This is a genomic window from Acidimicrobiia bacterium, from assembly GCA_036396535.1.
In the GTDB taxonomy this organism is placed as follows: domain Bacteria; phylum Actinomycetota; class Acidimicrobiia; order Spongiisociales; family UBA5794; genus DASWKR01.
Window position 1 is genome coordinate 26,480 of record DASWKR010000057.1, and the last position, 23,062, is coordinate 49,541.

Genomic DNA, 23,062 nt, shown 5'->3' on the forward strand with positions numbered 1-23,062 from the left:
GGTCGGGCGGGGGGCCGTCAAAGGGTAGGGCTCAGGGCACACCGCGCAGCAAGGTCACCTCGGCCTCGGCGGAAACCCGGATGGGATCGGCGTCACCTCCGAACACGGAGACCGCCCTCAGCAACGTGAGCGGGACGTCCCGTCGATACCGGACGAACACCGTGTCGGTGGCGATGCCGACCTCGACGTCCGGACCGGGGCACTGCCCTGCCGGGACGCCGGCGTGCTCGGCGAGGTAGGAGCAGACACGCTCCCTGGCGAGCGAGGCGTCGAGGCGTGCCGGAAGGTCCGCATAGAGGGCATCGGCGTCGATGGCGGTCGCTCCTGCGATGGCGGCTCCGTCGACGATCCCGGCGACCTCGCGATGGTCGGACAGGACGCGCCACAGGTCGACAGAGATCCCACCGAGGAACAAGACCATCATGGCCAACAGAAGCACCATCACAGGCGAGGAGAACCCATCTTGATCCATCACGGAAGGCTCCTGAAATCGTCGACGCGCTCGGTGTGCTCTGCGGTGTACGTCATCTCCGTCCACCGCTCGGGGATGAGTGGGATGGCGACCGCGGGGATGGGGACGGCGACGGTGACGATCACCTCATTGCCCCGGACGAGTTCGTTCCCCAGGGTGCCCGCGATCGAGACGGTCATGCACCCGGCCCCGGCACAGGCGATCTCGCCCAGGCCGTGGTTGGCGGCGATCTCGTCGGCGAGTGCGAGAGCGGCGCCTGTCCCGCTCTGCCAATCGTCTGCGAGCACCACGGCGCGGGCCGCCTCCTGGGCGATGAGCCGGGCGACGTTCGTCCGCTCACCCCAGGTGCCGATCGTGAGCACGAGGATGGCGACAGGCATGAGGAGAAGCCCGAGGCCGATCGTCCACTCGACGGCGGTGAACCCACGTTCGCCACGTTCGGCCTTCACGGCGAGGCCGGTTCGTCGACCGGCCGTTCGACGACGGAGCGGCCCTCGATGTCGATGTCGATCTTCGGAAGACCACCCACCCACCAATCGAATTGACCGGTCGCTCTGGCGACCATCACGCCCCCGGCGTCCCCACACGTGACCACGATCGACTCCCCGAGTCCGCCGCGCAGCAGGCCGGACTCGCCGCGCAGGATGCGATCTGCTCGCTCGGCACATTCGTCTGCCGTGCGACCGAGCGCCGCACCCCATCGGGCTCCCTCGTCGACGGCGGCGCGGATGGCACCACCCCCGTACTGGAAGGCGATCACGTTGGCGATCATCAGCAGCAGCACCATGGCGAACGAGATCATCACCACCCACTGGATGGCGGCGAACCCGTCCTCGGCGCGCCCGGCGGGCAGCGTCAACCTCCCGGTACGCCGAACGTGTCTCGGATCCAGTTGACGACGTCGACGCCGAGCACCTCGAGCACGCCCCAGATGGCGACGAGTACGAGCAAGCCGACGGCGGCGATGCCGATAGCCTCGGCCGTCTGGAACCCGCTCTCGGATTCGAGCGTCGTCCATGCCTTACTCATGGTCTCTCCTTCCCCACGAACAACGGACCCCTCGTTCCTGCGTCCCCACATCGCGTATGTGCGACCAGGGGACGCACGAACACGTGGGCGGCTCATCCCAGACCTCTGAGGACGATCCACGGCAGCGGGGCGGCGACGAACAGGATCAGGATCGGGGCGAGGATGGCGATGATCGGTATCAGCATCACCGCACGCCGCCGAGTTGCCTGACGGCGCATCGCCTCCTGCCTGTCGTCTCGAATGTCCTCGGACAGGGCCAGGAGGGCTCCGGCGAGGTCGGATCCTCTCTCGTCTGCGGTGGCGAGCACCTGATAGCAGCGCCTGGCGTGCGGCTCGGGTGTCAACGCTGCGATCCTGCGAAACGCTGCGCCGGCGGGCATTCCGCTCTGATGGAGGCGCAACGCTTCACCGAGCTCGTCGATGATGGCGCCATGTCCCCGCTCGGTGAGCCCGCGCACTGCAGAAACGACCCCGCCCCCGACACGGATCCTCATCGCCAGCAGCTGGTTGATGGTGTAGAGCTCGATCCGCATGCGGTTGCTGCGGTCTTCGATGGCACCGTCGACCTTACCGCGCCAGTAGGCGGCCCCGCCGACGAAACCGATGACGGACGAGAGCAGCGTCAATGCAGCTGAACGTCTCGTGACGATCGCCACGAGGAATCCGACTGATCCGCCCGTCGCTGCGAGCAACAGCTGCCTGACTCTGTACTCCTGGACCCGAGTGGCGGCGGGGACGTTCTGGAGCAGGCCGGCTTGTCGGAGCCGTCTGGCGACGCCGTCCTCGCTCGTTGCGTCGATGAGCCTTCCGAGCTTGTCGGCGAGAGAGAGGAGCGGCGGAGCGAAGAGCCGCGCCACAGTCGACTCCCCTCCGCGGCTCGGCATGACTGCAGTGACGTCGACGCTCCGCCCGAGCATCGATCTGGCGGCTGCCGTGTACGGCCGCACTCGGGCCGACAGGCGCACCTGCGGCCTGACGATGTAGCCGGCGAACAAGGCGGCGGCGATTCCTGCGAGCGCGGCGGCCAGAACGGGTAGACCGAACATCACACCCCGATCTCAGCCGGCTCGGACCCGAAGACCCGCTCTTCGACCGGTTCCCGCCCGAGCCGCGCCACCCAGACGGCACCGGCGAGGCTCAACACACCGGCGACGACCACGACGACGAGACCGAGGGAGCTGCGATAGAAGTCCCGATACTGGCCGGGCCGCGCCGTCAGCAGGAGCAGCACGAACCACGGGACGGCGAACACGATCCTGGCGTTGATCCGCTGTTCGAGTGCATTCGAGCGGATCTCCTCGAGCGTTCGGAGGTCTCGGGTCGTGGCTTCAGCCAGGTCGTAGAGGATCTCCGGCACGATCGAGCCGCCTCGCTGGTATGCGAGCAGCAGCACCTCGACGATCCGGTCGGTCGTCGGGTCGGCCAGCTCGTCGCGTACCGCCTCGAGTGCCGCCGTCGGGCCGAGGACCCGAGCCAGCGTCGGGTATCTGGCGAACGCCTCCCGAAGGCCGTCCGGCCCGGTGAGAGAGAGCTCGTCGAGCGCCGCCGCAAGAGACATGCCGCTGCGAACGGACCCAACGAGATGGCGGAGGCCATCAGGCCATGCCTGCTGAGTCTCGGCCAGCCTACGAAGCCGCCGTCGGGCGTAGAACCAGCGTGGCAGGGCCGCCATGGAGATCGCCGGCGGAAGGGCCACCCAAACGGTGCCACTCATGGCGACGCCGGCGAAAAGCCCGACCAAGCCCACCACGAGGGAGGCCGCCCAGAAGCGGGCCGGCGACATCTGCAAGCCGGCTTGGAGCAACCAGAGCTGCCCGCTCGACACGACGGCACGAGACCCGGAGGTGCGCCACGACAGGCTTGGTGCCACCCCCGTGATGTAGCCCGCTGCGAGATAGGCGAAGACCCCGGCGGACAGGGCGGCGAGCAGTCTCACAGCGGGTTCACCGTCCCGTCGCATATCGCCCGCAAGGAGTGATTCCCACCGATCGCAGCCTCGATTCGCTCGGCAATTTCGACGGGTGGGAGGCTCCCCGTCCACGCGAACGGCTTGCCGAGCGCCTCACGGAGAAAGATCGGCTCCGTGGTGAAGTCGTCGGTGAGTGACGGAGTGACTGCCAGGATCTCAGTCGTCTGGCGCCGCAGACCGTCACTCCTGGCGACCGCATCCCTGTCGAGGTGAACGACGAAGTCGATCGTGCTCGCAAAGACCTTGCGGACGACGCGCTCCGTGACGTTCTCTCCCGCCATGAGCGCCGCGTTCGAGATCGCATTGAGCGCGTCTCGCGCCGAATTCGCATGCACGGTGCAACAGAATCCGCAACCGGCGTTGGACGCCCTCGTCAACTCGAAGGCCTCGGCGCCGCGGACTTCGCCGACCACGATGCGGTCGGGCCGCATCGCCAATACGAGCTTCACGAGGGCGCGCAACGAGATCTCGCCTCGGCCGTCGAGACCGGGGGGCCGCGCTTCGTAGTAGGACGAGTGCGGGCTGAGCGGCACGTGCAGCTCTCGCACCTCCTCGACGCACCGGACGCAATGGCTGGCAGGAGTCGCATCGAGGAGAGCGGACAGCAGTGACGTCTTGCCGGCCCCCGGAGGACCGGACACGAGCACCGACGTCGATGCCTGCATGACCGCCCAGAGAAAGCCCGCCGCCGGCGGCGACAACGAGCCGCGCTCGACTAGGTAGGGAAGCGTCTCCCGCCGGAGCGCATACCGACGGATCGTCGCGGAGATCTTGTCCGAGATCGGCGGGATGACCGCGGTGAGCCGGGCGGTGTCTTCGAGCACTCTCGCCTGAACGATGGGGCTCGATGTGTCGAGATGGCGATCGGTGTCGCCCAGGAGCCGACTGATCACCTGCATCGTCTCCTCGCTCGTCGTCGGTGTCGTCAGAGACTGCAGGCGCCCGTCGCCGTCGATGTAGGTGACGCGGTCTCCCTCGATGAAGATCTCCTCGATCTCCCCGCGAGCGAACAGCTCGGTGAGAGCACCGTGCTGGGTGATGGAACGAATCACCCGGCGCGACATCTCGGCAGGGTCGCGCAGTGTTCTCATGCCGGCGGCGCCCTGATGGGCCATCGCCTGATAGGCCTCGACTGCCTCCGAGATCACGGTCTGGACGCGGCCCTCGTCGAGCCGCGGGTCGAGCTTCTCAGCATCGATCTTGTCGAGGACCCTTCGCCGTATGTGCTCATAGGCGCTCGTCTGGCTCACCGGCGTACCCCCATCGGGACGGCGACGCGAGCCAGCCTGGCGACGGCCTTCGTGAACGGCCCTCTGGGGACGGGATCACCGCTCCAGGCGGCTCGAGCGACACGCCTGTCGTGAGGCACCATCGTCACCGACCGAGGCGAGACGGCCTTACGAACCTCGGCCTCGAGCTCGCCAGCCGCGAAGGCGCCACCAGAATGCTGGTTGATGACGACATGCAGCGGCTTGCCGGCGATGAGACGTCTTCCGTCCGCCAGCCAGTCGATGATGCGACCCGCGCCAAGTGGCGAGGCCGAGCCGACGAGGACGATCACGTCTGCGGCAACGAGGAGACTCCGCGAGACTCCGAAACGCGCCGGGCCGCCCTGGTCCGGCAGGTCATCGATCCTCGATCCGACGTTCACGACGACCTGGGCGCGCGTCGCCCGGAGCTCGGCGAGGACTTCGGTGACGTCGCCGGGACGGAGCTCGAACCAGTCGCGAGGGTTGGGGAGCCCGCACAGCACCTCGATCCCGATCGACGTGAGGCGGTGGAGCGTCGCGTCGAGTTGAGTCGTCCTGTGGAGGACTGCGTCAACGGCAGATCGGATGTTGGGGTGGAGCCCGAGCCCGAGCCGCTGTGCGATCGACGGTGCCTGCTCGTCAGCGTCGACGAGGACGGTCGAAACCTCGTTGTCACGCAATGCCGCCGCCAGCGCGATCGCGATCTCCGTGGCGCCGCTGCCTCCCGTGGCTGCCGAAACGGCAACCACGGTCCCTCGGTTGCCTCCATGTGGGACGGCGTCGTGATCTGCCACAACCGATGGCGGCCTCCCGCGAAAGGCGTCGACCGGGCTCGCCGGCTTCGCATCGTCCGTGACGACCGGACCGACGAGGCGTACCACGATCTCGAGGATCTCGGCCGCCGGAGAGTCCGCGGCGACGGCCTCGTCGACGCCAAGGTCGAGCAGGCGAGCCTTGCCGGCCCCCTCGGTGTCGGCGCCGTCGTAGAAGCCGATCACACGCGCCCCGCGCCGTTGCAGCGCCGCGACGAGCCTGTGGCTGAGGAACGAAGTGACGTCGTCGACGAGCAGAGCGTCGTACTGCTCCGCAATCGCGTCCTCAGGTGAGACCACGTAGCCGCGCACGACGGCGCCGCCATGATCCATGAGGAAGAAGTGCAGGTCCTGGGCCCATTCGCGTGTCGAGTGGGCGAGCACGACGGTTGGCTCACGCATCGCCGGATCTCGGGTCGAACACGGCGAGCGGATCGGCCGGCGACGCTCCCGTGGCGCGCACGACGTATATCTCACCGTCCGTGAGAGCCGAGGCGAGGCGCAAGGTGGTCGGCCCGTCGGCCGCGATGGTGACGATGAGATCCGATGAAGCAGCGACGGACGAGCCGCTCGAGAGGACATCGATCACCTCCACGTTCGTGACGACATACGAGGCAATGCCATCACGAACGACGACCACGTCGACCTGATCGCCCACGTCTATGTCGCCGCCCACCGACCGGCCTGATGTGAGCTCGATGGCCATCGCCCTCAGCCCCTCGGCACCGAGCGCGGCCCGCAGGTCGGTGGCGAGGATCGGATCACCGCCACGGATGGAGGCGCCGGCGACTCTGCCGGCTTCGATGGCCTCGGCGACTTCGGCATCGCTCAACAGCGCATCGATGAGAGCGATGTCGTCGGCGGACGTCTCGACCATGCGAACATCCTCGGCCACGAGGCTCGCCCCGGCCGGGATGTCGTGGGCGGCGACCGCCACGAGGGCCGCTTCGGATCTGTCGCGCAGCAGGGCAAGGACGAGTAGGAACGCCAGCAGCCCGGCAAGCACCATGATCACGTGGCCGATCGACAGTTGCGTGAGCAACGGTCGGCGCGGAACCGGCTCCGTGATCGGCGATTCCATCGGTGGATCCGCCCGTCGCGCAGTCTGAGTCATCCCCTGTCACCTCCCCCAGTCGAAGTCCCCCGGTGCGATGATGAGTGCGATCAGCCGGGCGGCTCGTTCGGCCTGGGTGAGGCCCTGCTGGATCTTATTGCCTTGCGGTGGTCGGCCGCCACCGTCACGTGTCGACGTCCTGGTCGAGCCGCTCGCTCACGGGGAAGCCCTTCAGCCATTCGAGCACCTCGTCGCGGAAGAAGCGGAAGGAGCGGCCGCCCGGAAGCCGGTATGCGGGGATCGAGCCTTCTCGCGCCATCCGGCGAACCACCTGGACGTTCATCCCCAGGAGCTCGGCGACCATGGCGGTGTCGAGCACTTGTGGATAGTCCTCGCTCCGTGCCACTGCCCAGCCTCCTTCGCCGCCCTTTTGTGGATGGTACACGATTGAGAACGGGCTGTGGCGAGATTTAACGATACTCTTCGCGTCCCACCCTCTGCTCTTGCGTCCCACCGTCGCACACATGCGATGCAGGGACGCAGGAACCTCGAGACCGCCGCCCCAGCATTCCGGCGTCCCACAGTCGCACCGACGCGATGCAGGGACGCAGGATCGGGGGTGGAGGCGGCCCCCCGCCTCAGCGGGGGTCCCACCCGGCGCGGATGTTGCGCTTGAACTTCGGCTTGCGGCGCGGACCCCTGGCGGCCTCGAACCCGGACGCCACCCTTCCTCCCGTTGCGTCGCACAGAACGCTTGGGAGCAACGAGCGGCGGGTTTCGCATCGTCCCACAGGGCCCCCGCCAGGCCATGCTTCCTCACTCGACGTCGAAACGTCCTGCCTGGGCACCACACCCACAGGGCGTAGCCAACCATGCACATAGCGCGTTGTGGAGGAAAGTTCTCTCTCACTCTGCGCAAGTGGTCTGCCGGCCGTTCATGCGTCGCACCGTCGCAAATGTGCGATGCAGGGGCGCCGGAACGGCCCACGTTCGCTCCAGGTGCGACAATCGCCGTGTGACGACCGGCGACCCATTCGAGGAGCTGGACGAGGAGCTGCGGCACCGGATGGCGGGCGAGTTCCGGAGGACGGCCGAGGAGGACGAGTACGCCGCCCGCAAGGCGGCGCTGCGTTCCCGATCCCTCGCTGACGTCGCATTCGAGCTGCTCGGGCGGGGCGACGTCGTCGCAGCCGTCGTCGGGAGCTGGCACCGCTACCAGGGGACCATGAGTCACGCCAAGGGATCGCTGGCGAGCCTCACCACGGGGATCGGGGACTCGGTGCACCTCAACCTGGAGGGCCCGGTGTCACTGGAGGTGGTCGAACGCAGCGCCGCCGGCGGCCGCTCGCGAGAGCCCATGGCCGCCGAGTCGTTCATGGCGAAGCTGAGGGAGATCGAACTCAGCGAGCATCCCGTCGACATCGTGCTGCACTCGGTCGAGGAGTCGATCGCCGGGCGCATCGAGGCGGTCACGAAGGATCACGTGATGCTCGTGACGACGGACTCGCGGACCTGGTTCGTCCCCATCAGGGAGATCGCGGCAGTCGTCGAACGGGAAACGTGAACCAGTCATGTGCGTGATGACACGCCAGAGCGGTGGGCCGGCGGTCCCCCCAGAACTCTCGCCTTTGAGCAAGCAAGAGGAAGAGCGTCCGAAGTGCAACCGCCGACCCACCGGGCCTCGTGCGTCAGATCCTGCGTCGGGCCGACCAGCCACTGAACGCGCCGAGCAGGAGCATGACGAGAGCGATGATGAGCAGCCAGCGCAGAGCCTCGACTGCCAGTCCAACCCCGCCCAACAGCAGAGCCAGGATCAAAAGGATGACAATCCACATTTTCGGTTCTCCTCACGGTCGATGCAGGTCCCTACCCGTCGCGAGAGCCCGGTAAACCGTTCGGCTCGAACGTGACGGCAGGTACGTAGAACCACGACCAGGCAATCCCGAGCGAGACGACAACGGTCGCAACTGACGCGGCGACGTCGGCGAACACCAGCGTCGACACCAGGAACACGGCCGATGCGAGGGCGATCGCGAATATGACCGAGCCGACGATCGTGAGCATGACCGTGAAACGCAGGTGCGCGGACGACCGGCGCCGCACCCCGGAGATGGGGGCTCTGACGCGCTGGTGCACGCTCGGCGCGATGAGGATCACAGACGAGACGGCCGAGCCGAAGAAGGCAACGTAATACGCCGTCCGGTCGACACCGCGAAGGTCGCCGAACGCCGGCTGAAACGGGAGCGTGAGGAGGAAGGCGAAGAGGACCTGCACACCGGGCAACGTCGTCCGCAACCCTTCGAGGATCGCTCGGAAGGCATCGTCGACGTCGTTCTGCGACAGGCCCTCTCCGCCGTTCCGGACTTCAGCTGTCTCAGCCAAGCCCCGTACCAACGGTCTCCGTCACGGTGGTGGGTACGACGCCGTCACCTGCCGACTCCTCGCCACCTCCGATGGCGGCGAGCAAGACGAGAAGAGCGACGATGGCGACGATGACGAGCAGCACGACCCAGGCGGGGCGTCCGTCACGCCACTCGAAGTCCTCGGCTTCCTGGTTCTGATCAGGAAGGGGATCGAGCATCATGGGTTGCATCAGGTCTCACCTCCATTCGTGAAACAGGGAGCGATACCCGATTCGTCGAGATCTCAGACCGAAGCAAACCCCGTTTCCGGCGTCCCGGCATCGCACATACGCGTCAGGGGTACGCCAGAACGGACCCCAGGGGCTCGGCCCCCCCGTTCCGGCGTCCCGGCATCGCACCTACGCGTCAGGGGTACGCCAGAACGGACCCCAGGGGCTCCGTGACGAATCAGCCGGAGACGCGGTACCGGGCGAGAACCCCTCCCTGTCCCGAGACGTCCACCTCGTCGGCGACGGCTGCGAGCACCCGCTGCTCGAGAGATCCCTCCCAGGTGGCAGGGGGCCATGCGCCGGAGCCCCTCGGGTCGATGGACATCTCGACGTGCACCTCGCCCGCGGCCACGGTGAAGCCGGCTTCGATCCTGGCCTTCGTGTCGGCCGCGACCATCAACGAGGCCATCTCGTTCGTTGCGAGCATGGCGTCCTCTGCGCTGTCGTAAGGGATGTCCGCCTGGGTCGCCGCCCCGCACGCAACCACCCGCAAGACGGCGAGCGCCTCCCGATTGGCTGGAACCGACACCGAGATCGAGGAGGTTGTCACCCGCTGGATACTACGGTGCGAGCGCCGTCGTCCGATCCTGGTCGGGGCGGCACACCACATGACAACGCCGCACAGACCAGACACCGCCTACCACATCACCGTTCCGGCGAGCCCGGAACAGGTCGGGCTCGCCCGTCTCTTCCTGGCGGCTGTCTTGCGCGGCACCGACCTCGGCGACCACACCCAGGAGACCATCGAGGACGCCAAGCTCGCCGTCTCCGAGCTCGTCACTGCGCTCATCTCCGGCGGGAGCGCCGAGCGCATCGACGTGACCGCCTGGCGAGGACCGAACGCCGCCTTTGCGGTCAGGCCATGGGTCGATCCGGCTGAAGGTGACGACTTCGGACCCCTGTCGATCGTCGAGGCCCTGTTCCCGGGAACGACGGTGCTCGTCGGCGAGGTCTTCGTTCCCTTGGAGCCCGGTGTCGATGGCTGAGCCCCGGCCCGAGGAGGACACCGTCATCGCCCTCTTCGAGCGCCGCGACGAGGAGGACGCCAGGCGGGCCATCGTCGAGAGGTTCGACCCGCTCGCCCGCAGCCTGGCGAAGCGCTTCACGGGCCGCGGCGTCCCACTCGACGACCTCGAGCAAGTCGCCCGCTTCGGGATGCTCAACGCCATCGACCGCTTCGACGCCGAGCGGGGGGTGAAGTTCGCCACGTTCGCGGGCAGGACCATCATCGGGGAGTTGAAGCGTCATCTCCGCGACCAAGCCTGGTCGCTTCGGGTGCCCCGCTCCCTCCACGACCTCTGGCTCGAGACCGGCAAGGCGATCGACACCCTGACCCAGCGCCTCGCCCGAACCCCCACCATCAGGGAGATCGCAGCTGAGCTCGACGAGGACATGGACAGGATCATCGAAGCGATCGACGCCGGCAGCGCATTCACAGCCGGCTCGCTCGACAGCCCCGTCGGCGAAGAGGGAAGCGCGACGCTCGCCGACGTGCTCGGTGACGTCGACTCGGCTCTCGAGAGAGCAGGTGAGCGCTCGACACTCTCGGAGCACCTGACGAGGCTGCCTGACAGGGAGAGAACGATCCTGTACCTCCGGTTCTTCGAGGGGAAGACCCAGAGCGAGATCGCCATCGTCGTCGGCGTCTCACAGGTCCATGTCGGGCGGATCCTGGCTCGAACGCTGGACGACCTTCGAAACGCCATCTCGGAGAGCGGCGGAGCCTGAGGGTTTGCACCTTCGCCGTTCGGGGTATCTGAGGCTGAGACTCATCGGGTCCCGCGACGATCGATGATCGGCGGGGGCCGCGTGACGACCCCAGGCGGTGACCACGCACGACGAGGAACGGAATGCGACTTGAGCTCCCGGCGGACGAGTACGCGCCTGCGGCGGTGCGCCGCGGGATGGAGACGGAGCGGGGTCGGCTCGGATCATGCTTCGACGACGTCGCCCTCATCCTCTCGGAACTCGTCAGCAACAGCGTTCGGCATGCCGGCGCCCACGAGATCGAGGTCGTCGTGGATTTCGAAGGACCTCGAGTCCATGTCGCGGTGACGGACGCAGGAACGGGATTCGAGCGTGTTGCGGCCGCGGAGAACGGGGGTCTCGGCCTCGTCATCGTCGACGAGCTCGCGTCAGACTGGGGAGTCGAGCGAGGAGACGGGACGACCGTGTGGGCGTCGGTGGATCGAGATCGGTGCCACGCCTCCGGGTAGCCCCCCGGCGACTTGATCTCGGGTCGTTGCTACGCTCGCGCTCTGCAATCGAGGCCACTCAATCGACGAGGGAATCGGTGTCCACATTCTCCTATTCCATCGAGCAGCTCGGCGACCGCCCGGTGGCCAAGGTCGAGGGTGAGATCGATCTCGCAGCGGTAGACGGGTTCGAGGGCGCCATCGACGCCCTGACGGCGGAGGCCGGCGACCGCGACGCGTTGCTCGACATGGCCGACGTCACGTTTCTCGACTCGAGCGGCCTGCGGGTACTCATGAAGGCTCACCAGCGCTGGACCGACGCCGGGAGCACGCTCACGATCCGCAATCCCTCATCAGCGGTCTCCCGAATCCTCGAGATCACCGGGTTGTTGGACAAGCTCGATCTGGAGTGAGCGAGCCCCCTGGTCTCGCCGCACGATGAGGAGCGAGAGGTCGTCCTCGTCCGCCCGATGAGGGCGACGAGCAACGAGCCCGTCGGCCAGGGCTCCGAGGTCCCCATCACCATGTGAGGCGATGAAGGCCGCCGTCGCCTCGATGGACTCGAGCAGATCCGACCCGGGTGCCTCGACGAGGCCGTCCGTGAAGAGCACGATCAGGTCGCCGGGATCGAACGTCACCGACGCTTCAGTCCGGGGCCCCTCGAAGCCGATCCCGAGCGGCGGATCGGACCCTTCGCCGAGCAGCTCCGTCGAGCCGTCGGCCCTGCGAATGATGCCCGGCAGGTGGCCTGCCCGGCTGTACAACAGCGACTCGCCATCGGCGGCAAGCACCGCGTACAGGAGTGTCGTGAGGTCGGCCAGCTCGATCGTCTGGTCGACGAGCTCGAGCTGCCTCGCAGGGCCACCGATGGCGGCCTGACCGAGGCCTCGGAGGACGTTGCGGGTCTCGGCCATGTGGGCGACCGCTCGCGAGCCGTGGCCCGCGACGTCGCCGACCACCAAGGCGAGGGCGCCGGTACCGTCGATGAACAGGTCGTACCAGTCTCCCCCGGCGCCGGCGTACGCTGCTGATGGCACGTATCGCACCTCGGACTCGATCCCGGCGATCGCTGGTCGAGACTCCGTGCCGAACCAGCGCAGCAGCCCTGCGACGAGCTCTCCGTGCTCGTGCAGCGCAGTGATGCGGCCTCGGGTTGCGTTGATGGCGCCGATCGCCGCCAGCACGGACAGAGCCAGCAGCCCGCCGAGCAGCAGACTCGTGAGGGTGACGGCCCGCCTGCTGCCCAGGACGCCTTGGACGGCACGCTCCTCGATGTCGTCGCCGAGTACCGCGGTCACATCGACGACCTCTTCGAGTTGCGCCGTCGCCACGTCGAACCAGTCCCTGTGGCTTGTCATGAAGATGCCCGCACGGGCGTCCTCGAGGATCGTCCGGAGCGCGCTCTCGGCGGCGCCGCCGGCGTCCGAGTCGTCGAGTGACTCGACCATGTCACGAGCCTCGCCCTCGAGCAGGTCGGCGCCCTCGGTCCGGTTGAACGCCAGGTCGCGCCCGATGAGGATCAGCTGGGTCTCCTCCTCCCGAGACGGCGGCTCACGGCGAGCGATCAACTCGACGATCAAGTCTCGGCGAGCCGCCAGCGCATCGACGACGCCGACCAGCCTGGCGATCGCTCGCCTCGTCTCGGCATCCGAGGCGTTCTGGGTGAAGAAGGCCGCCTCTCCGAGTGCTTCCCGCATCGGGGCCACCACGGCGGCGTAGAGATTCGAGTCGTCGCCGGCGTCGCGGACAGACACGCTGGCACGGATCTGCTGCAGTGCCGCCAGCGCCCCGGATGCCTGGTCGAAAACGGCAGCCACCCGACGCGGCGCCTCCGCCCGCGCCTCCTGGAAAGCCGACACCGCGGCATCCGTCGACGACGCCGTCGCCCGGTACTCCTCGAGCATGGCGGAATCGCCGGAAACCAAGAACAACGCCCCGAGCCCGCTCTCCCGATAGGCGGTGGCGAGCACCTCGATCGAGGACGATGAGACCATCGCCACCTCGGACGACTCACGGGCATCGGTGACGCGGCCCGCGGCGGCGCGGACGAGGACGAACAGAGCGATCGCCAATCCGACGACGACGAGAACCGCGAAGGGAGCGACGGTGGTCGCGCCCCCGATACGCAGCCGTCGACGCGTCGGCCGGAGCAGCGTCATCGGCGAATCAACCGTCCGTTCGGCGCCGGGGGAGGCCGGAGCTCATCACCGCGAGCCTACGTAGGACCGTGCCACCAGTCGAACCGCTGAGGCTGACGCGGAACGGTCCCGGGGCGGGATCCGGGACCGAACCGCGACCCTTGCGAGCCCCTTCGGCTCAGTTCTGGCGTGCGCGGCCCGTGGGAGTCAGTTCTCCTCGACCGTGACGTCGACGTCGTCGGGCACGACCTGGTCACGGGTTTCGTCGCCGGCGAGGAAGAGCAGCCAGACGGCACCGGCGATCACCAGCGCGAGGAGCAGTGCGACGATGACCCCCATCGGGCTCGGCGGACGCTCCACGATGATCGGGTCGTGGAGGTGGTCATAGTCGATGTGATCGGACATGGGTGTCCCCTTCTCGAATGCTTGAATCGAGAGTCGTACCCGCATGTCGAAGTCGATAAACGGCGGGAGGCGCGTGGAATCAGCGGGACCCGGGCGTATCAGTCGAGCGCCGCCAGGAATGCCCCGGCCACGTCGCCGTCGTGTCCCACGAGCCGCACCTCGTCGAGCGCCTCTGGGTGGCTCTTCACCCACCGCATGGTGGCGGACGCGATGACTGCGGTCGCCTCGACGAGGGGATACCCGAAGACCCCGGCCGAGATGGCAGGGAGCGCCACCGTGCGAGCACCGTGAGCGGTGGCGGCGTCGAGCGCCGTCGCGACGGCCTGGGCGAGCAATCGGGCGTTGTCCCCGTCAGGTTCGTATCGAGGGCCGACGACGTGGACGACGTGGTGGGCCGGCATCGACCCGGCCGAGGTCACCGCCGCGCTGCCGGCACCGACGGGGCCGTGCTCGAGGACCCATCGGTCGGACTCGTCCTGCACGATGTCACCCCCGGCGCGCACGATGGCGGCCGCTACCCCGCCCCCGTGGGCGAGCTGCTCGTTGGCGGCGTTGACGATGACGTCTGTGTCCTGTGTCGTGAGATCGCCCTGGACGACCCGGATCACCGTGGTGGTCATGGGATCGTCACCCATCCCGGTTCGGGGCCGCCGGCTACGAGCCGGCGCAGCTGCTCGCCGAACCTCCCGGCGTCACCCGTCGTGAGGTACTCGACGGAGCCGCTTCCGACCCCGGCGGTGTCGACGAGCCTCCCGAGCTGCCTGGCCACCGCGCCGGAGGGGTCGACGAGCTCGACGTCCGGCCCGAGCACCTCTGCGATGAGGTGAGCGATGAAGGGGTAGTGGGTGCAACCGAGCACCAGCTTGTCGATGCCGGCGACAAGCAGCGGCTCGAGGTACCGGACGAGGAGGTCACCCGCCAGCTCGTCGCGACCCTCCTCGACGGCAGCCGCCAGCCCCGGGGCGGGGACGGCGATCACCTGGACACCGGCGGCGTGGCGATCGACGACCGAGGCGTAGAGCTCACCCTGAAACGTCGCCGTCGTGGCCAGCACGCCGACTACTCGCTTGGAGCTGTTGGCTGCGGCGGGCTTGACGGCCGGTTCCATGCCGACGAATGGGACGGGCGAGAACCGGGCGCGCAGATGATGCAAGGCAGCAGCGGATGCACTGTTGCATGCCACGACGATCGCTTCGGCGCCTCGACCGAGGAGGAAGGTGCTGACGGCGACCGCCCTGGCCCGTACCTCGGCGAGGGTGCGCTCACCGTACGGGGCGTGGCGCTGGTCGGCGAGGTAGATCACGTGAACAGAAGGGTGCTGGACGCGTATCTGGTCGAGGATCGAGAGGCCTCCGACGCCTGAGTCGAACACTCCGATGGTCGCCACGGGCGCCGCTCACCAGCCCGACAGCGTGTTCGCCAGGTGCGGGGCGTAGAGGTCCGGCTCCAGGAGAAACGAGTCGTGTCCCTTGTCCGAGTGGACCGTGATCCAACGGTTGGGCACGTCGGCGGTCTCGAGGTACTCGACCATCTCCTGCTGCTCGTCCTGGTAGTAGCACACGTCCGAGTCGATCGAGAAGACGAGGTAGCGCTGGTGCTTGCAGGCGACGAACACCTCCGACATGTCCTCGACCCCCGCTTCGGTGACGAGATCGAAGTTCTGCCACGCATCCACGATCCTGAGGTAGGAGTTTGCGTCGAAGCGGTCGACGAACTTGGCGCCCTGGTGCCACATGTACGACTCGAGGGGGTGCTCGATCGGCAGCGCGCCCGGCTGGTCGGACGTCTCGATCACCTCGTCGCGGGCTCGCAGGCGGAGATCCTTCAGTGAGATGAAGCTCTTGTGGCTGATGATCCTCGCCAGCGCCAGCCCGCGGTTCGGAGGACGTTCGACGTGGTAGTCGCCACCCCTGAAGTCCGGATCCGCGTAGATGGCGTTCATCTGCTCGAAGTTGAGGAGGGTGTGCAGCGACGTGGTGCGCAGACCGGACGCGATCGGGACGGCGACGTCGACGAAGTCGGGGTAGCGAGTGGCGAGCGACAGCACCATGAAGCCCCCCGTCGAACCGCCGATGGCCGCATGGAGCTTCTCGATGCCGAGGCTGCGCGCCAGTTCGACCTGCGTGTCGACCATGTCGCCGAACCGAACCCTCGGAAATCGTGAGGAGTATGGGACTCCCGTCGCAGGATCGATCGAGGTCGGGCCGGTCGAGCCGTAGCAGCCGCCCAGGTAGTTGGCACAGATGACGAACCACTTGTCCGTGTCGACCGCCTTCCCCGGCCCGATGAAGTCGTCCCACCACCCGACGTGATACTCCTCGGTCCAGCGAGTTCCCACCTCGGGGAGCGACGGGTTGTGCCCGGCGGCGTGGTGGCTGCCTGTGAGAGCGTGGAACACGAGGACGGCGTTGTCCCTGGCCTCGTTGAGGGCTCCGTACGTCTCGTACGCCAGGGTCACCTCGGGCAGCGCCGCCCCGTTCATGAGCACGAACGGACGGTCGGCGGAGCCGAACGTGAAGAACTTGGTGCTTACCGAGCCGACGCCTTCCGGCATGCTGCCCTCCCGGAGACGGCAACAGGGTAATCGGCTCCTCGGAGGCGGCCGGTGGGTCGCTACGCTCGAACGATGGTGTCCAGGGCCGTGTTGATCACGGGCTGCTCGTCCGGGATCGGTGAAGCAACGGCCAGGCGGCTGGTAAGGGCCGGATGGCCGGTCTACGCCAGTGCCCGCAACGTGGCGGACCTCGCCGCCCTCGAGGAGGAAGGTGCCACCCCGCTTCGCCTCGACGTGACGGACCGCGATTCGATGGACGCCGCCGTCGATGCCGTCGTCTCCGACCACGGCGCAGTCGGCGTCCTCGTCAACAACGCCGGGTACAGCCAGAGCGGTACGATCGAGGAGGTCACGGACGACAAGATCCGGCGTCAGTTCGAGACGAACCTGTTCGGCCCGATCCATCTGATCAGGCGGGTTCTCCCGGGGATGCGCGCCCAGCGGTGGGGCAAGGTCGTCAACCTGTCGTCCATCGGCGGGCGCCTCGTGTTCCCCGGCGCGGGCTATTACCACGCCGCCAAGCACGCCATCGAGGCGCTCAGCGACGCCCTGAGGCTCGAGGTGCGCGACTTCGGCATCGACACGATCGTCATCGAACCGGGCCTCATCCGCACCGGGTTCGCAGACGGCATCACCGAGCACATCGACATCGACGAGGACAGCCCCTACGCCGACTTCGTTGCGAGCGTCCACGCCGTCTCGGTCGGGGCGTACGGCCCGGATGGGACGGCGAGCCGGTGGGGAGGCGATGCCGACCGCGTCGCCGCCGCAATCGAGAAGGCGATCACGGCGAAACACCCCGGAACGAGGTATCGAGTGACCGCATCGGCCAAGGTGCTCTTGACGGCCCGCGACCTCGTCCCCGACCGGGTCTGGGATGCCGCTGTGCGACGGGCCTTCGGTCGGCCGGCCGATCGCCGCTGATCTCTTCCGTTCCTGCGTCCCCCTGTCGCACCCTTGCGATGCGAGGACGCCGGAACGGGATCACAACGTGTGGCAGGGACCCTCGAACGTGTAGTCCGCTGCGGCTGGAGAGACGAAGAAGCCCTCGACGGACACGAAAGGCGACGCCGCTCCGGCACCGAGGCTCGCTCCGAGGCCGCCCGCCTGGTCGAAGAGCTGCTTCGAAGGGCGATACAGCGCCGAGGCCCGCGTGACGGCGTCGTTCGGGTTGCCGGCGTACACGTTGGCGGGCGAGAGTCCGTCGAACACGTACGACCCGATGGAGCCCGCCGCCACCTCGAGCCCCTCGGGAGTCATGTCGCCGATCTCGGCTGCCCGCTCCAGCACGGAGCGAACCACCGAGAACTCCAGGTAGCCCTTCACGAGCGCATCGCTCGGATAGCGGCTTGGGAAGGCGTCCGCCAGCACGTCGTAGACGTCTCCCATACCCTCGACGTCTGCACCGATCGGAGTGAAGAGCGCTGACATGAGCCAGGTCTGCGACAGGTAGTCGCCGAGCGCGGTGTCGAGCAGGCGCGCCGAGAACGACGGCATCGCCCCCGACCACTCACCCGCGTAGCCCTGCTGGATGGCCGCCCTGACGATGGCCGCGGAAGACGTCGGATCGGTCGCCAGCCAGGCCCAATCGGCGCCGCTCTGCGCGATGCCGGCGCCGATGGCGGCCAGATCGGCGCTCGACGAGATGGCCCCCTCACCGTCGAAGACCACCTCGGCGCCGAGCGACGCCAGCACGTGCTTGGCACCTGCTGCCGAGTCCTGCCCATAGTCGCCGGCATCCGTTGCGATGGCTACCTGCGGCAAGGCTCCCGCCTGCGCCCTCTGCTCCTCTGCGATGTACGTGAGGGCGTTCATGGCTTCCAAGCAGTAGTTGCTGCCGGTCTCGAGGATGTTGGCACCAAGCACCGGGTCGGCCCAGCCGGAGTACCACGTGGCAACGGTCGCCAGGCGGTGATCGGCGACGAGGTCGTCGGCGATGGCGGCAGTGTGCGGCGATCCGGTCGAGTGGGCGAACATCACCACGTGGTCGCGCAATGCTTCGTACTTCAGCCGATGCCGTGCGACGTCGTACCCGGTGTCGGACACCATCAGCTCGATCTGGCGATCTGCGATCCCACCGCGCTCGTTGAGGTCGGCCCAGAACACCAACTGGGCGTCCACGATATCGACCACCAGGCCGCTGAACGGCCCGGAGAGGTCGGCGAGCACGCCGAGATAGATCGTGTCGTCGGTGACGGTGACCCCGTCCGCCCTGATCTCGGGTGTCGCGGGAGAGGTGGTGGCCGTCTGGCTGGGAGCGATTGTCGGCTGCGTCGCCGCAGGAAGCGCCGCCTCGGTGGTCGGAGGAGTTGTGTCGCCCGTGCACGCTGCCGAGACGATCACGAGCGCAAGAAGGCCCCACGGGCGTCTCACGGGCCGACCTCGAACTCGACCCGCCGATCGGCGTCGCCGCCCTGCTCGCCAGGGAAGAGCTCCCCGTATGCCACGACGAAGAGCCGGTTGGCGGGGACGCCTGCTGCGACGAGGTACGAGCGCACCGCGTCGCCTCGCCCTTGGGCGAGGGAGGCATTCGGCGCGGCCTCTCCTGTCGCGTCGGTGTGCCCGGCGATGAGCACGCGCAGTCCCGGCTGGCCAAGGATGATGCGAGCGGCCTCGTCGAGGGCGGCGAGGCTCTCCGGCGACAACTCGGACGACGCAGAAGGGAAGACGATCGGGCTGGCGTCGATCAGGGTGACCAGGGCCTCACGGAGGCGACCCTCGTCGCCCTTGAGCTGGAGACGGAGACGGACGACGCCGACCCCGTCGATCGCCAGCAATCGCAGCTTCAGCGGCTCGACCGACTCGAAGACTCCCCCTTCGATACCGGCACGATCGACGACGCCGGACAGGGTGGCCACGTCTGCCTCGACCTCGATCGAGAGATGGGAATAGCCGCTCGCCGCCACGATCGCACGTGCCTCTGCTGCAAGCTCGCTCTGGGGACGAAGCGGGACGACTTCGAGGTCGCTGACGACTCGGGCGACCCCGTTGAGACGCTCGACGGCCGCAACGGCCTGACTCTCCTGCTCCGTCGTGCGAACGGTCCCCCGCAGCGTGACCACCTGGTCCTCGACGGTCGCCTCGACGCGGGTGAACCCGTTGGCATCGAGCGTCGACTGTGCGTCGGCCAGGATGTCGGCGTCGGAGCGCACGACGGCGGCTCCGAGCGACACGACGAGGCGGTTGTCGATCGACTCGAATCCCGGGATCCTGCCGAAGACGCGGGTGGCGGCCGCCACGAGCTCCTCGTCGGCTACGACGCCGACGAGGACGAGGGTCCGGTCCTCGACTCGGGTGGCGATGCCGGCGAACTCGGGGACCGCCAGTGCCTGGTCGATCCGCTCCTGCACGGAAACGGGGTCGCCGGCGCCCGACTCGAACCAGGCGGCCAGCCAGATGGCGACCAGTCCCAGGAACACCACGCCGAGGAACGGGACGATGAATCGCTTCGGGTCGGCGGGTTCGGGTTGGGCACGCCGTATCGGGCGCCGCACGGGAATCCGCACGTCGGTGTTGACGGGCCGCGGCCACGGACGAGCGGGAGCATCCGTCGCAAGGTTCGAGGCGACCTCGAGGTCGTCGAGGAGAGCGGGCTCGTCCTGCTCGGCGTGTGGCGCAGCATCGTCGTCGTCGGCAGCAGGCTCGGGATCGAGCTCGAAGAGCGTCCCATCGTCATCGACGACGGCGGGCTCGATCACGGGAACCGCCATGTCCGTGCGGTGGCTGCGGTGCCTCACCGCCAGGCCCTCGACCGCGTTGACCTCGAGCTCCTCGACCTGGCGATCGTCGATGTGGACGTCCGGCTCATGGCGCGTCGGCCCGAGGACGCGCGCCGATGCTTCTTCGTAACGCCTCTGAATGCGTTCGACGTACTCGTCGACGCTCGCCGCGTCTGGCGTGTCTGCCGCGTGAGGTTCCTGCATGTGTGCCGGGCGTCCCTGCACGGACGCCGCACTCACCCCCTCCTTCGAGGGTGAGTATCGGCAGTCAGGCTCGGTTACTTGACGTGCCGTAGCGGTTGCGATGGACGAGCTCGGCGAGTGGCTTGCGGCCTCCGAGCGGCCGCGGCTCGGTGCCCTTGCTCGGGTAGCCGAATGCGATGGCATACCGGCAGCGCCTGCCGGCCGGGAGGCCGAGCACGGCGGCGGCATCTCCGTCGCGGTGCAAGGTAACCGGGCAGGACGCCACGCCAACCGTGGATGCTGCGAGCATCATGTTCTGGGCGAGGCGTCCGGTGTCGAGCTCGTAGCCGTCCGGCTCCTGGACGAGCGCGATGGTCAGCGGGGCATGGCGGACCGGGGTCATGAAGTCTCCGCAGCCTGCGAGCGCTTCTCTCTGGCCGGGTTCGTCGACGACGATGAACGACCAGTTCTGCGCGTTCTTGGCGCTCCCCGTCCACCTTCCCGCCTCGAGGATCGCTTCGAGGTGCTCGTCGGCGAGCGGGTCCGGCCGAAACGAGCGGATGGCTCGCAGCCCCAAGATCTGTCGGTAGATGTCGTTCTTCATCGCGGCGAGCGTACTCAATTCTGTTCCGGCGTCCGGGCGACGCACGCATCTGTTCCGGCGTCCGGGCGACGCACATGTGCGACCACGGTACGCAAGAACGGAATGCGAATGTCAGAAGGCGGCGTCCGGCATCTCCATGAGGGCGCCGTCTTCACGCTCCGCCGCCTCACGGCGCAACCGGGCCTTCGGCAAGGCGTGATGGGCGAAGAACCGTGCGGATTCGACCTTCCCTCGGTAGAAGCTCGCGTCCGACGCCGATGCGCCGTCGATCGAACGCAACGCCACGGCGGCGTGGCGAAGCATGAGCCAGGCGATCACGATCTCGGCCAACGTCTCGAGGAGGGCGTTGGCGTGCAACCCCACCTTGTAGAGCTCCGGTGCGTCGGACTGCGATGCGATCGCATGCCCGACCATCACGCCGATGTGAGCCTGGGCGTGCTCGACCGCCTCGCCGAGCAGGAGGCGCTCGGACTGGAGCGCCTCGGGGCCGTCGTCGACGATCTCCATGACCTCGGCGGTGGTCCCCCGCAAGGTCTCCCCTTGGTCGCGCACGATCTTGCGAAAGAAGAGGTCGAGCGCCTGGATGCCCGTGGTGCCTTCGTAGAGCGAGTCGATCTTCACGTCGCGGATGTACTGCTCGAGCGGGTAGTCCTGGAGGAACCCGGAGCCGCCGAATACCTGGAGCGCCTGACCGAGCAGCTCATACGACTTCTCGGAGCCGTAGCCCTTGAGGAGCGGGAGCAACAGATCGGCGTGCCTCATGAACGACTCGTCCTCCGGGTGCATCCGCTCTTGATCGCTCGCCCAGGCCGTGTAGTAGAGAAGCGCTCGCATGCCTTCGGAGTGCGACTTGAGAAGCATCAGCATCCTGCGCACATCCGGGTGCCGGATGATCTCCACCCGGGGCGCCGACTTGTCGGGCATCTGGGTGAGATCGGCAGATTGAACCCGGTGCTTGGCGTATTCGAGGGCGTTGAGGTAGCCCGTGGAGAGAGTGGCGGCCGATTTGCAGCCGATGAGGAGGCGCGCATCCTCGATGACCCTGAACATCTGCCTGATGCCCGTGTGGACGCCACCGACTAGGTAGCCGACCGCCGGTCTGCCGGCCCCGAACGTGAGCTCGCAGGTCGACGAGCCCTTGATGCCCATCTTCTTCTCGACGTTGGTGGCGACGACGCCGTTGCGCTCCCCGAGGCTGCCATCCTCGTTCACCAGATACTTGGGGACGATGAACATCGACAGCCCGGGCGTGCCGGGCTCGCCTCCCTCACGCCTGGCGAGGACGAGATGGACGATGTTCTCGGCGTAGTCGTGGTCGCCGGAGGTGATGAAGCGCTTGACCCCCTCCAGGTGATACGTCTCCCCCTCCACGTGGATCGCCTTCGTCGTCCCGGCGCCCACGTCGGACCCGGCGTCCGGCTCCGTGAGGACCATCGTTCCGCCCCAGCGGCGGTCGATCATCGGCTTGGCGAAACGCTCGACCTGTTCGGGCGTCCCGACCAGGCCGAGCACCACGGCCATGAGGATCCCGGAGACGTAGAAGAACACCGCCGGGTTGGCGCCGACGAGCATCTCCTGGGTCGCCCACCGGACGAGCCCGGGGGCACCGAACCCGCCCAGCTCTTCCGGAGCGCCGAGGAGGTGCCAGCCACCCTCGAAGTATGCGTCGAGGCTCTTCTTGACGGCGTCGGGCAACACGACCTCTCCGTCTCGCAACGTGGGCGGGTTGCGGTCGGCTTCCTCGAAGCTGGCGGCGAAATCCTCTCTCGAGAGCCGCTCGACCTCACGAAGGGCATCCAACACGGCGTCGTGGTCGACGTCCCCGAACGGCGGCTTGCCGAGGTAGTCGTCGAGATCGAGCACCTCGAAGAGGTTGAACTCGATGTCCCTGAGATTGCTCTTGTAGTGACCCATCTCGATCCCTCGGCCGACGCTTCGTTCATCGGCAGACCGGCACTCCATCCCCAGCTCGGTCTGTATTTTGAGTTTACACTCTAATTTGAGCGAACGTTCCAGAACTGTCGGAACGGCTACCCTTGGCGGGAC

General features: G+C 67.7%; 29 protein-coding genes. 6 read left to right on the plus strand and 23 right to left on the minus strand.

All coding sequences use genetic code 11. The features are described 5' to 3' along the window. Positions 1-31 precede the first annotated feature (31 nt). The 10 genes from VGC47_09880 to VGC47_09925 all read right to left on the minus strand — a co-directional run bounded on the left by VGC47_09880 (position 32) and on the right by VGC47_09925 (position 6,992). A complete protein-coding gene (locus tag VGC47_09880) occupies positions 32-472 on the minus strand; it encodes a pilus assembly protein TadG-related protein (GenBank protein ID HEX9855613.1) in 441 nt (146 codons plus the stop codon). Then, entirely contained in the window at positions 472-921 is a 450-nt protein-coding gene (locus VGC47_09885) for a hypothetical protein (GenBank protein HEX9855614.1), read from the minus strand. Before VGC47_09885 ends, VGC47_09880 begins: the two co-directional genes overlap by 1 nt. Next, the gene (locus tag VGC47_09890) at positions 918-1,331 is read right to left on the minus strand and encodes a hypothetical protein (protein HEX9855615.1); all 414 of its coding nucleotides are present in this window, start codon (positions 1,329-1,331) and stop codon (positions 918-920) included. The genes VGC47_09885 and VGC47_09890 overlap by 4 nt, the downstream gene beginning before the upstream one ends. After that, on the minus strand, positions 1,328-1,501 hold the full coding sequence (locus VGC47_09895) for a hypothetical protein (protein HEX9855616.1): 174 nt from the start codon (positions 1,499-1,501) through the stop codon (positions 1,328-1,330). The genes VGC47_09890 and VGC47_09895 overlap by 4 nt, the downstream gene beginning before the upstream one ends. Before the next feature lie 92 nt (positions 1,502-1,593). After that, complete coding sequence (locus VGC47_09900; GenBank protein ID HEX9855617.1) at positions 1,594-2,547, minus strand: type II secretion system F family protein; 954 nt, start codon at positions 2,545-2,547, stop codon at positions 1,594-1,596. Then, entirely contained in the window at positions 2,547-3,437 is an 891-nt protein-coding gene (locus tag VGC47_09905; GenBank protein ID HEX9855618.1) for a type II secretion system F family protein, read from the minus strand. Before VGC47_09905 ends, VGC47_09900 begins: the two co-directional genes overlap by 1 nt. Continuing rightward, positions 3,434-4,720: an ATPase, T2SS/T4P/T4SS family gene (locus tag VGC47_09910; GenBank protein ID HEX9855619.1), complete on the minus strand. Its 1,287-nt coding sequence runs from the start codon at positions 4,718-4,720 to the stop codon at positions 3,434-3,436. The genes VGC47_09905 and VGC47_09910 overlap by 4 nt, the downstream gene beginning before the upstream one ends. Further along, positions 4,717-5,934 (minus strand): hypothetical protein, encoded by a 1,218-nt coding sequence (locus VGC47_09915; GenBank protein ID HEX9855620.1) that lies wholly within the window; start codon positions 5,932-5,934, stop codon positions 4,717-4,719. The genes VGC47_09910 and VGC47_09915 overlap by 4 nt, the downstream gene beginning before the upstream one ends. Beyond that, complete coding sequence (locus tag VGC47_09920) at positions 5,927-6,613, minus strand: hypothetical protein (protein ID HEX9855621.1); 687 nt, start codon at positions 6,611-6,613, stop codon at positions 5,927-5,929. Before VGC47_09920 ends, VGC47_09915 begins: the two co-directional genes overlap by 8 nt. A gap of 157 nt (positions 6,614-6,770) precedes the next feature. Then, the gene (locus VGC47_09925) at positions 6,771-6,992 is read right to left on the minus strand and encodes a helix-turn-helix domain-containing protein (protein ID HEX9855622.1); all 222 of its coding nucleotides are present in this window, start codon (positions 6,990-6,992) and stop codon (positions 6,771-6,773) included. A gap of 609 nt (positions 6,993-7,601) precedes the next feature. On the opposite strand from VGC47_09925, the gene VGC47_09930 reads away from it, so the two are divergent. Beyond that, positions 7,602-8,150 carry a hypothetical protein gene (locus VGC47_09930; protein ID HEX9855623.1) on the plus strand — a complete coding sequence of 183 codons (549 nt, stop codon included), beginning with the start codon at positions 7,602-7,604 and terminating at the stop codon, positions 8,148-8,150. Between the two features lie 124 nt (positions 8,151-8,274). On the opposite strand, the gene VGC47_09935 is transcribed toward VGC47_09930, so the two are convergent. From VGC47_09935 to VGC47_09950, 4 genes are all read right to left on the minus strand, one after another. Then, positions 8,275-8,421 (minus strand): hypothetical protein, encoded by a 147-nt coding sequence (locus tag VGC47_09935; GenBank protein HEX9855624.1) that lies wholly within the window; start codon positions 8,419-8,421, stop codon positions 8,275-8,277. Between the two features lie 31 nt (positions 8,422-8,452). After that, entirely contained in the window at positions 8,453-8,968 is a 516-nt protein-coding gene (locus VGC47_09940) for a DUF6328 family protein (GenBank protein HEX9855625.1), read from the minus strand. After that, positions 8,961-9,179, minus strand: a complete 219-nt coding sequence (locus VGC47_09945) for a hypothetical protein (protein HEX9855626.1) — start codon at positions 9,177-9,179, stop codon at positions 8,961-8,963. The genes VGC47_09940 and VGC47_09945 overlap by 8 nt, the downstream gene beginning before the upstream one ends. A 217-nt stretch (positions 9,180-9,396) precedes the next feature. Next, positions 9,397-9,768 carry a hypothetical protein gene (locus VGC47_09950; GenBank protein ID HEX9855627.1) on the minus strand — a complete coding sequence of 124 codons (372 nt, stop codon included), beginning with the start codon at positions 9,766-9,768 and terminating at the stop codon, positions 9,397-9,399. A gap of 58 nt (positions 9,769-9,826) precedes the next feature. Here VGC47_09950 and VGC47_09955 point away from each other — a divergent pair, with 58 nt between their 5' ends. From VGC47_09955 to VGC47_09970, 4 genes are all read left to right on the plus strand, one after another. Beyond that, a complete protein-coding gene (locus VGC47_09955; protein ID HEX9855628.1) occupies positions 9,827-10,204 on the plus strand; it encodes a hypothetical protein in 378 nt (125 codons plus the stop codon). Then, on the plus strand, positions 10,197-10,946 hold the full coding sequence (locus VGC47_09960) for a SigB/SigF/SigG family RNA polymerase sigma factor (protein ID HEX9855629.1): 750 nt from the start codon (positions 10,197-10,199) through the stop codon (positions 10,944-10,946). The genes VGC47_09955 and VGC47_09960 overlap by 8 nt, the downstream gene beginning before the upstream one ends. 122 nt (positions 10,947-11,068) lie before the next feature. Continuing rightward, the gene (locus VGC47_09965) at positions 11,069-11,434 is read left to right on the plus strand and encodes an ATP-binding protein (protein HEX9855630.1); all 366 of its coding nucleotides are present in this window, start codon (positions 11,069-11,071) and stop codon (positions 11,432-11,434) included. Between the two features lie 77 nt (positions 11,435-11,511). After that, positions 11,512-11,826 (plus strand): STAS domain-containing protein, encoded by a 315-nt coding sequence (locus VGC47_09970; protein HEX9855631.1) that lies wholly within the window; start codon positions 11,512-11,514, stop codon positions 11,824-11,826. On the opposite strand, the gene VGC47_09975 is transcribed toward VGC47_09970, so the two are convergent. From VGC47_09975 to VGC47_09995, 5 genes are all read right to left on the minus strand, one after another. Then, entirely contained in the window at positions 11,767-13,572 is a 1,806-nt protein-coding gene (locus VGC47_09975) for a SpoIIE family protein phosphatase (GenBank protein ID HEX9855632.1), read from the minus strand. The two genes, VGC47_09970 and VGC47_09975, sit on opposite strands and share 60 nt — an antisense overlap. 186 nt (positions 13,573-13,758) lie before the next feature. Then, positions 13,759-14,001 carry a hypothetical protein gene (locus VGC47_09980; protein ID HEX9855633.1) on the minus strand — a complete coding sequence of 81 codons (243 nt, stop codon included), beginning with the start codon at positions 13,999-14,001 and terminating at the stop codon, positions 13,759-13,761. 53 nt (positions 14,002-14,054) lie between these two features. Further along, positions 14,055-14,576, minus strand: coding sequence for a macro domain-containing protein (locus tag VGC47_09985; GenBank protein HEX9855634.1), 522 nt, complete (start codon positions 14,574-14,576; stop codon positions 14,055-14,057). Next, a complete protein-coding gene (gene murI, locus VGC47_09990; GenBank protein ID HEX9855635.1) occupies positions 14,573-15,343 on the minus strand; it encodes a glutamate racemase in 771 nt (256 codons plus the stop codon). The genes VGC47_09985 and murI overlap by 4 nt, the downstream gene beginning before the upstream one ends. Before the next feature lie 9 nt (positions 15,344-15,352). After that, on the minus strand, positions 15,353-16,510 hold the full coding sequence (locus VGC47_09995) for a homoserine O-acetyltransferase (GenBank protein HEX9855636.1): 1,158 nt from the start codon (positions 16,508-16,510) through the stop codon (positions 15,353-15,355). 72 nt (positions 16,511-16,582) lie between these two features. Between VGC47_09995 and VGC47_10000 the strand changes: the two genes are divergently transcribed. After that, a complete protein-coding gene (locus VGC47_10000; GenBank protein ID HEX9855637.1) occupies positions 16,583-17,434 on the plus strand; it encodes an SDR family NAD(P)-dependent oxidoreductase in 852 nt (283 codons plus the stop codon). A gap of 60 nt (positions 17,435-17,494) precedes the next feature. On the opposite strand, the gene VGC47_10005 is transcribed toward VGC47_10000, so the two are convergent. The 4 genes from VGC47_10005 to VGC47_10020 all read right to left on the minus strand — a co-directional run bounded on the left by VGC47_10005 (position 17,495) and on the right by VGC47_10020 (position 22,930). Continuing rightward, positions 17,495-18,883, minus strand: a complete 1,389-nt coding sequence (locus tag VGC47_10005; GenBank protein HEX9855638.1) for an ABC transporter substrate-binding protein — start codon at positions 18,881-18,883, stop codon at positions 17,495-17,497. Continuing rightward, entirely contained in the window at positions 18,880-20,433 is a 1,554-nt protein-coding gene (locus VGC47_10010; GenBank protein HEX9855639.1) for an OmpA family protein, read from the minus strand. Before VGC47_10010 ends, VGC47_10005 begins: the two co-directional genes overlap by 4 nt. 64 nt (positions 20,434-20,497) lie before the next feature. Next, positions 20,498-21,016 carry a nitroreductase family protein gene (locus tag VGC47_10015; GenBank protein ID HEX9855640.1) on the minus strand — a complete coding sequence of 173 codons (519 nt, stop codon included), beginning with the start codon at positions 21,014-21,016 and terminating at the stop codon, positions 20,498-20,500. Between the two features lie 111 nt (positions 21,017-21,127). Next, positions 21,128-22,930, minus strand: coding sequence for an acyl-CoA dehydrogenase (locus VGC47_10020; protein ID HEX9855641.1), 1,803 nt, complete (start codon positions 22,928-22,930; stop codon positions 21,128-21,130). Between the last annotated feature and the right edge of the window lie 132 nt (positions 22,931-23,062).

What these genes read in the sequence shown, in the direction of transcription:
- VGC47_09880 (HEX9855613.1), bottom strand. Translation starts at nt 472, where the DNA reads ATGGATCAAGATGGGTTCTCCTCGCCTGTGATGGTGCTTCTGTTGGCC.
- VGC47_09895 (HEX9855616.1), bottom strand. Translation starts at nt 1,501, where the DNA reads ATGAGTAAGGCATGGACGACGCTCGAATCCGAGAGCGGGTTCCAGACG.
- VGC47_09900 (HEX9855617.1), bottom strand. Translation starts at nt 2,547, where the DNA reads ATGTTCGGTCTACCCGTTCTGGCCGCCGCGCTCGCAGGAATCGCCGCC.
- VGC47_09915 (HEX9855620.1), bottom strand. Translation starts at nt 5,934, where the DNA reads ATGCGTGAGCCAACCGTCGTGCTCGCCCACTCGACACGCGAATGGGCC.
- VGC47_09920 (HEX9855621.1), bottom strand. Translation starts at nt 6,613, where the DNA reads ATGGAATCGCCGATCACGGAGCCGGTTCCGCGCCGACCGTTGCTCACG.
- VGC47_09935 (HEX9855624.1), bottom strand. Translation starts at nt 8,421, where the DNA reads ATGTGGATTGTCATCCTTTTGATCCTGGCTCTGCTGTTGGGCGGGGTT.
- VGC47_09945 (HEX9855626.1), bottom strand. Translation starts at nt 9,179, where the DNA reads ATGCAACCCATGATGCTCGATCCCCTTCCTGATCAGAACCAGGAAGCC.
- VGC47_09955 (HEX9855628.1), top strand. Translation starts at nt 9,827, where the DNA reads ATGACAACGCCGCACAGACCAGACACCGCCTACCACATCACCGTTCCG.
- VGC47_09960 (HEX9855629.1), top strand. Translation starts at nt 10,197, where the DNA reads ATGGCTGAGCCCCGGCCCGAGGAGGACACCGTCATCGCCCTCTTCGAG.
- VGC47_09965 (HEX9855630.1), top strand. Translation starts at nt 11,069, where the DNA reads ATGCGACTTGAGCTCCCGGCGGACGAGTACGCGCCTGCGGCGGTGCGC.
- VGC47_09975 (HEX9855632.1), bottom strand. Translation starts at nt 13,572, where the DNA reads ATGACGCTGCTCCGGCCGACGCGTCGACGGCTGCGTATCGGGGGCGCG.
- VGC47_09980 (HEX9855633.1), bottom strand. Translation starts at nt 14,001, where the DNA reads ATGCGGGTACGACTCTCGATTCAAGCATTCGAGAAGGGGACACCCATG.
- VGC47_09985 (HEX9855634.1), bottom strand. Translation starts at nt 14,576, where the DNA reads ATGACCACCACGGTGATCCGGGTCGTCCAGGGCGATCTCACGACACAG.
- VGC47_09995 (HEX9855636.1), bottom strand. Translation starts at nt 16,510, where the DNA reads ATGCCGGAAGGCGTCGGCTCGGTAAGCACCAAGTTCTTCACGTTCGGC.
- VGC47_10000 (HEX9855637.1), top strand. Translation starts at nt 16,583, where the DNA reads ATGGTGTCCAGGGCCGTGTTGATCACGGGCTGCTCGTCCGGGATCGGT.
- VGC47_10010 (HEX9855639.1), bottom strand. Translation starts at nt 20,433, where the DNA reads ATGCAGGAACCTCACGCGGCAGACACGCCAGACGCGGCGAGCGTCGAC.
- VGC47_10015 (HEX9855640.1), bottom strand. Translation starts at nt 21,016, where the DNA reads ATGAAGAACGACATCTACCGACAGATCTTGGGGCTGCGAGCCATCCGC.
- VGC47_10020 (HEX9855641.1), bottom strand. Translation starts at nt 22,930, where the DNA reads ATGGGTCACTACAAGAGCAATCTCAGGGACATCGAGTTCAACCTCTTC.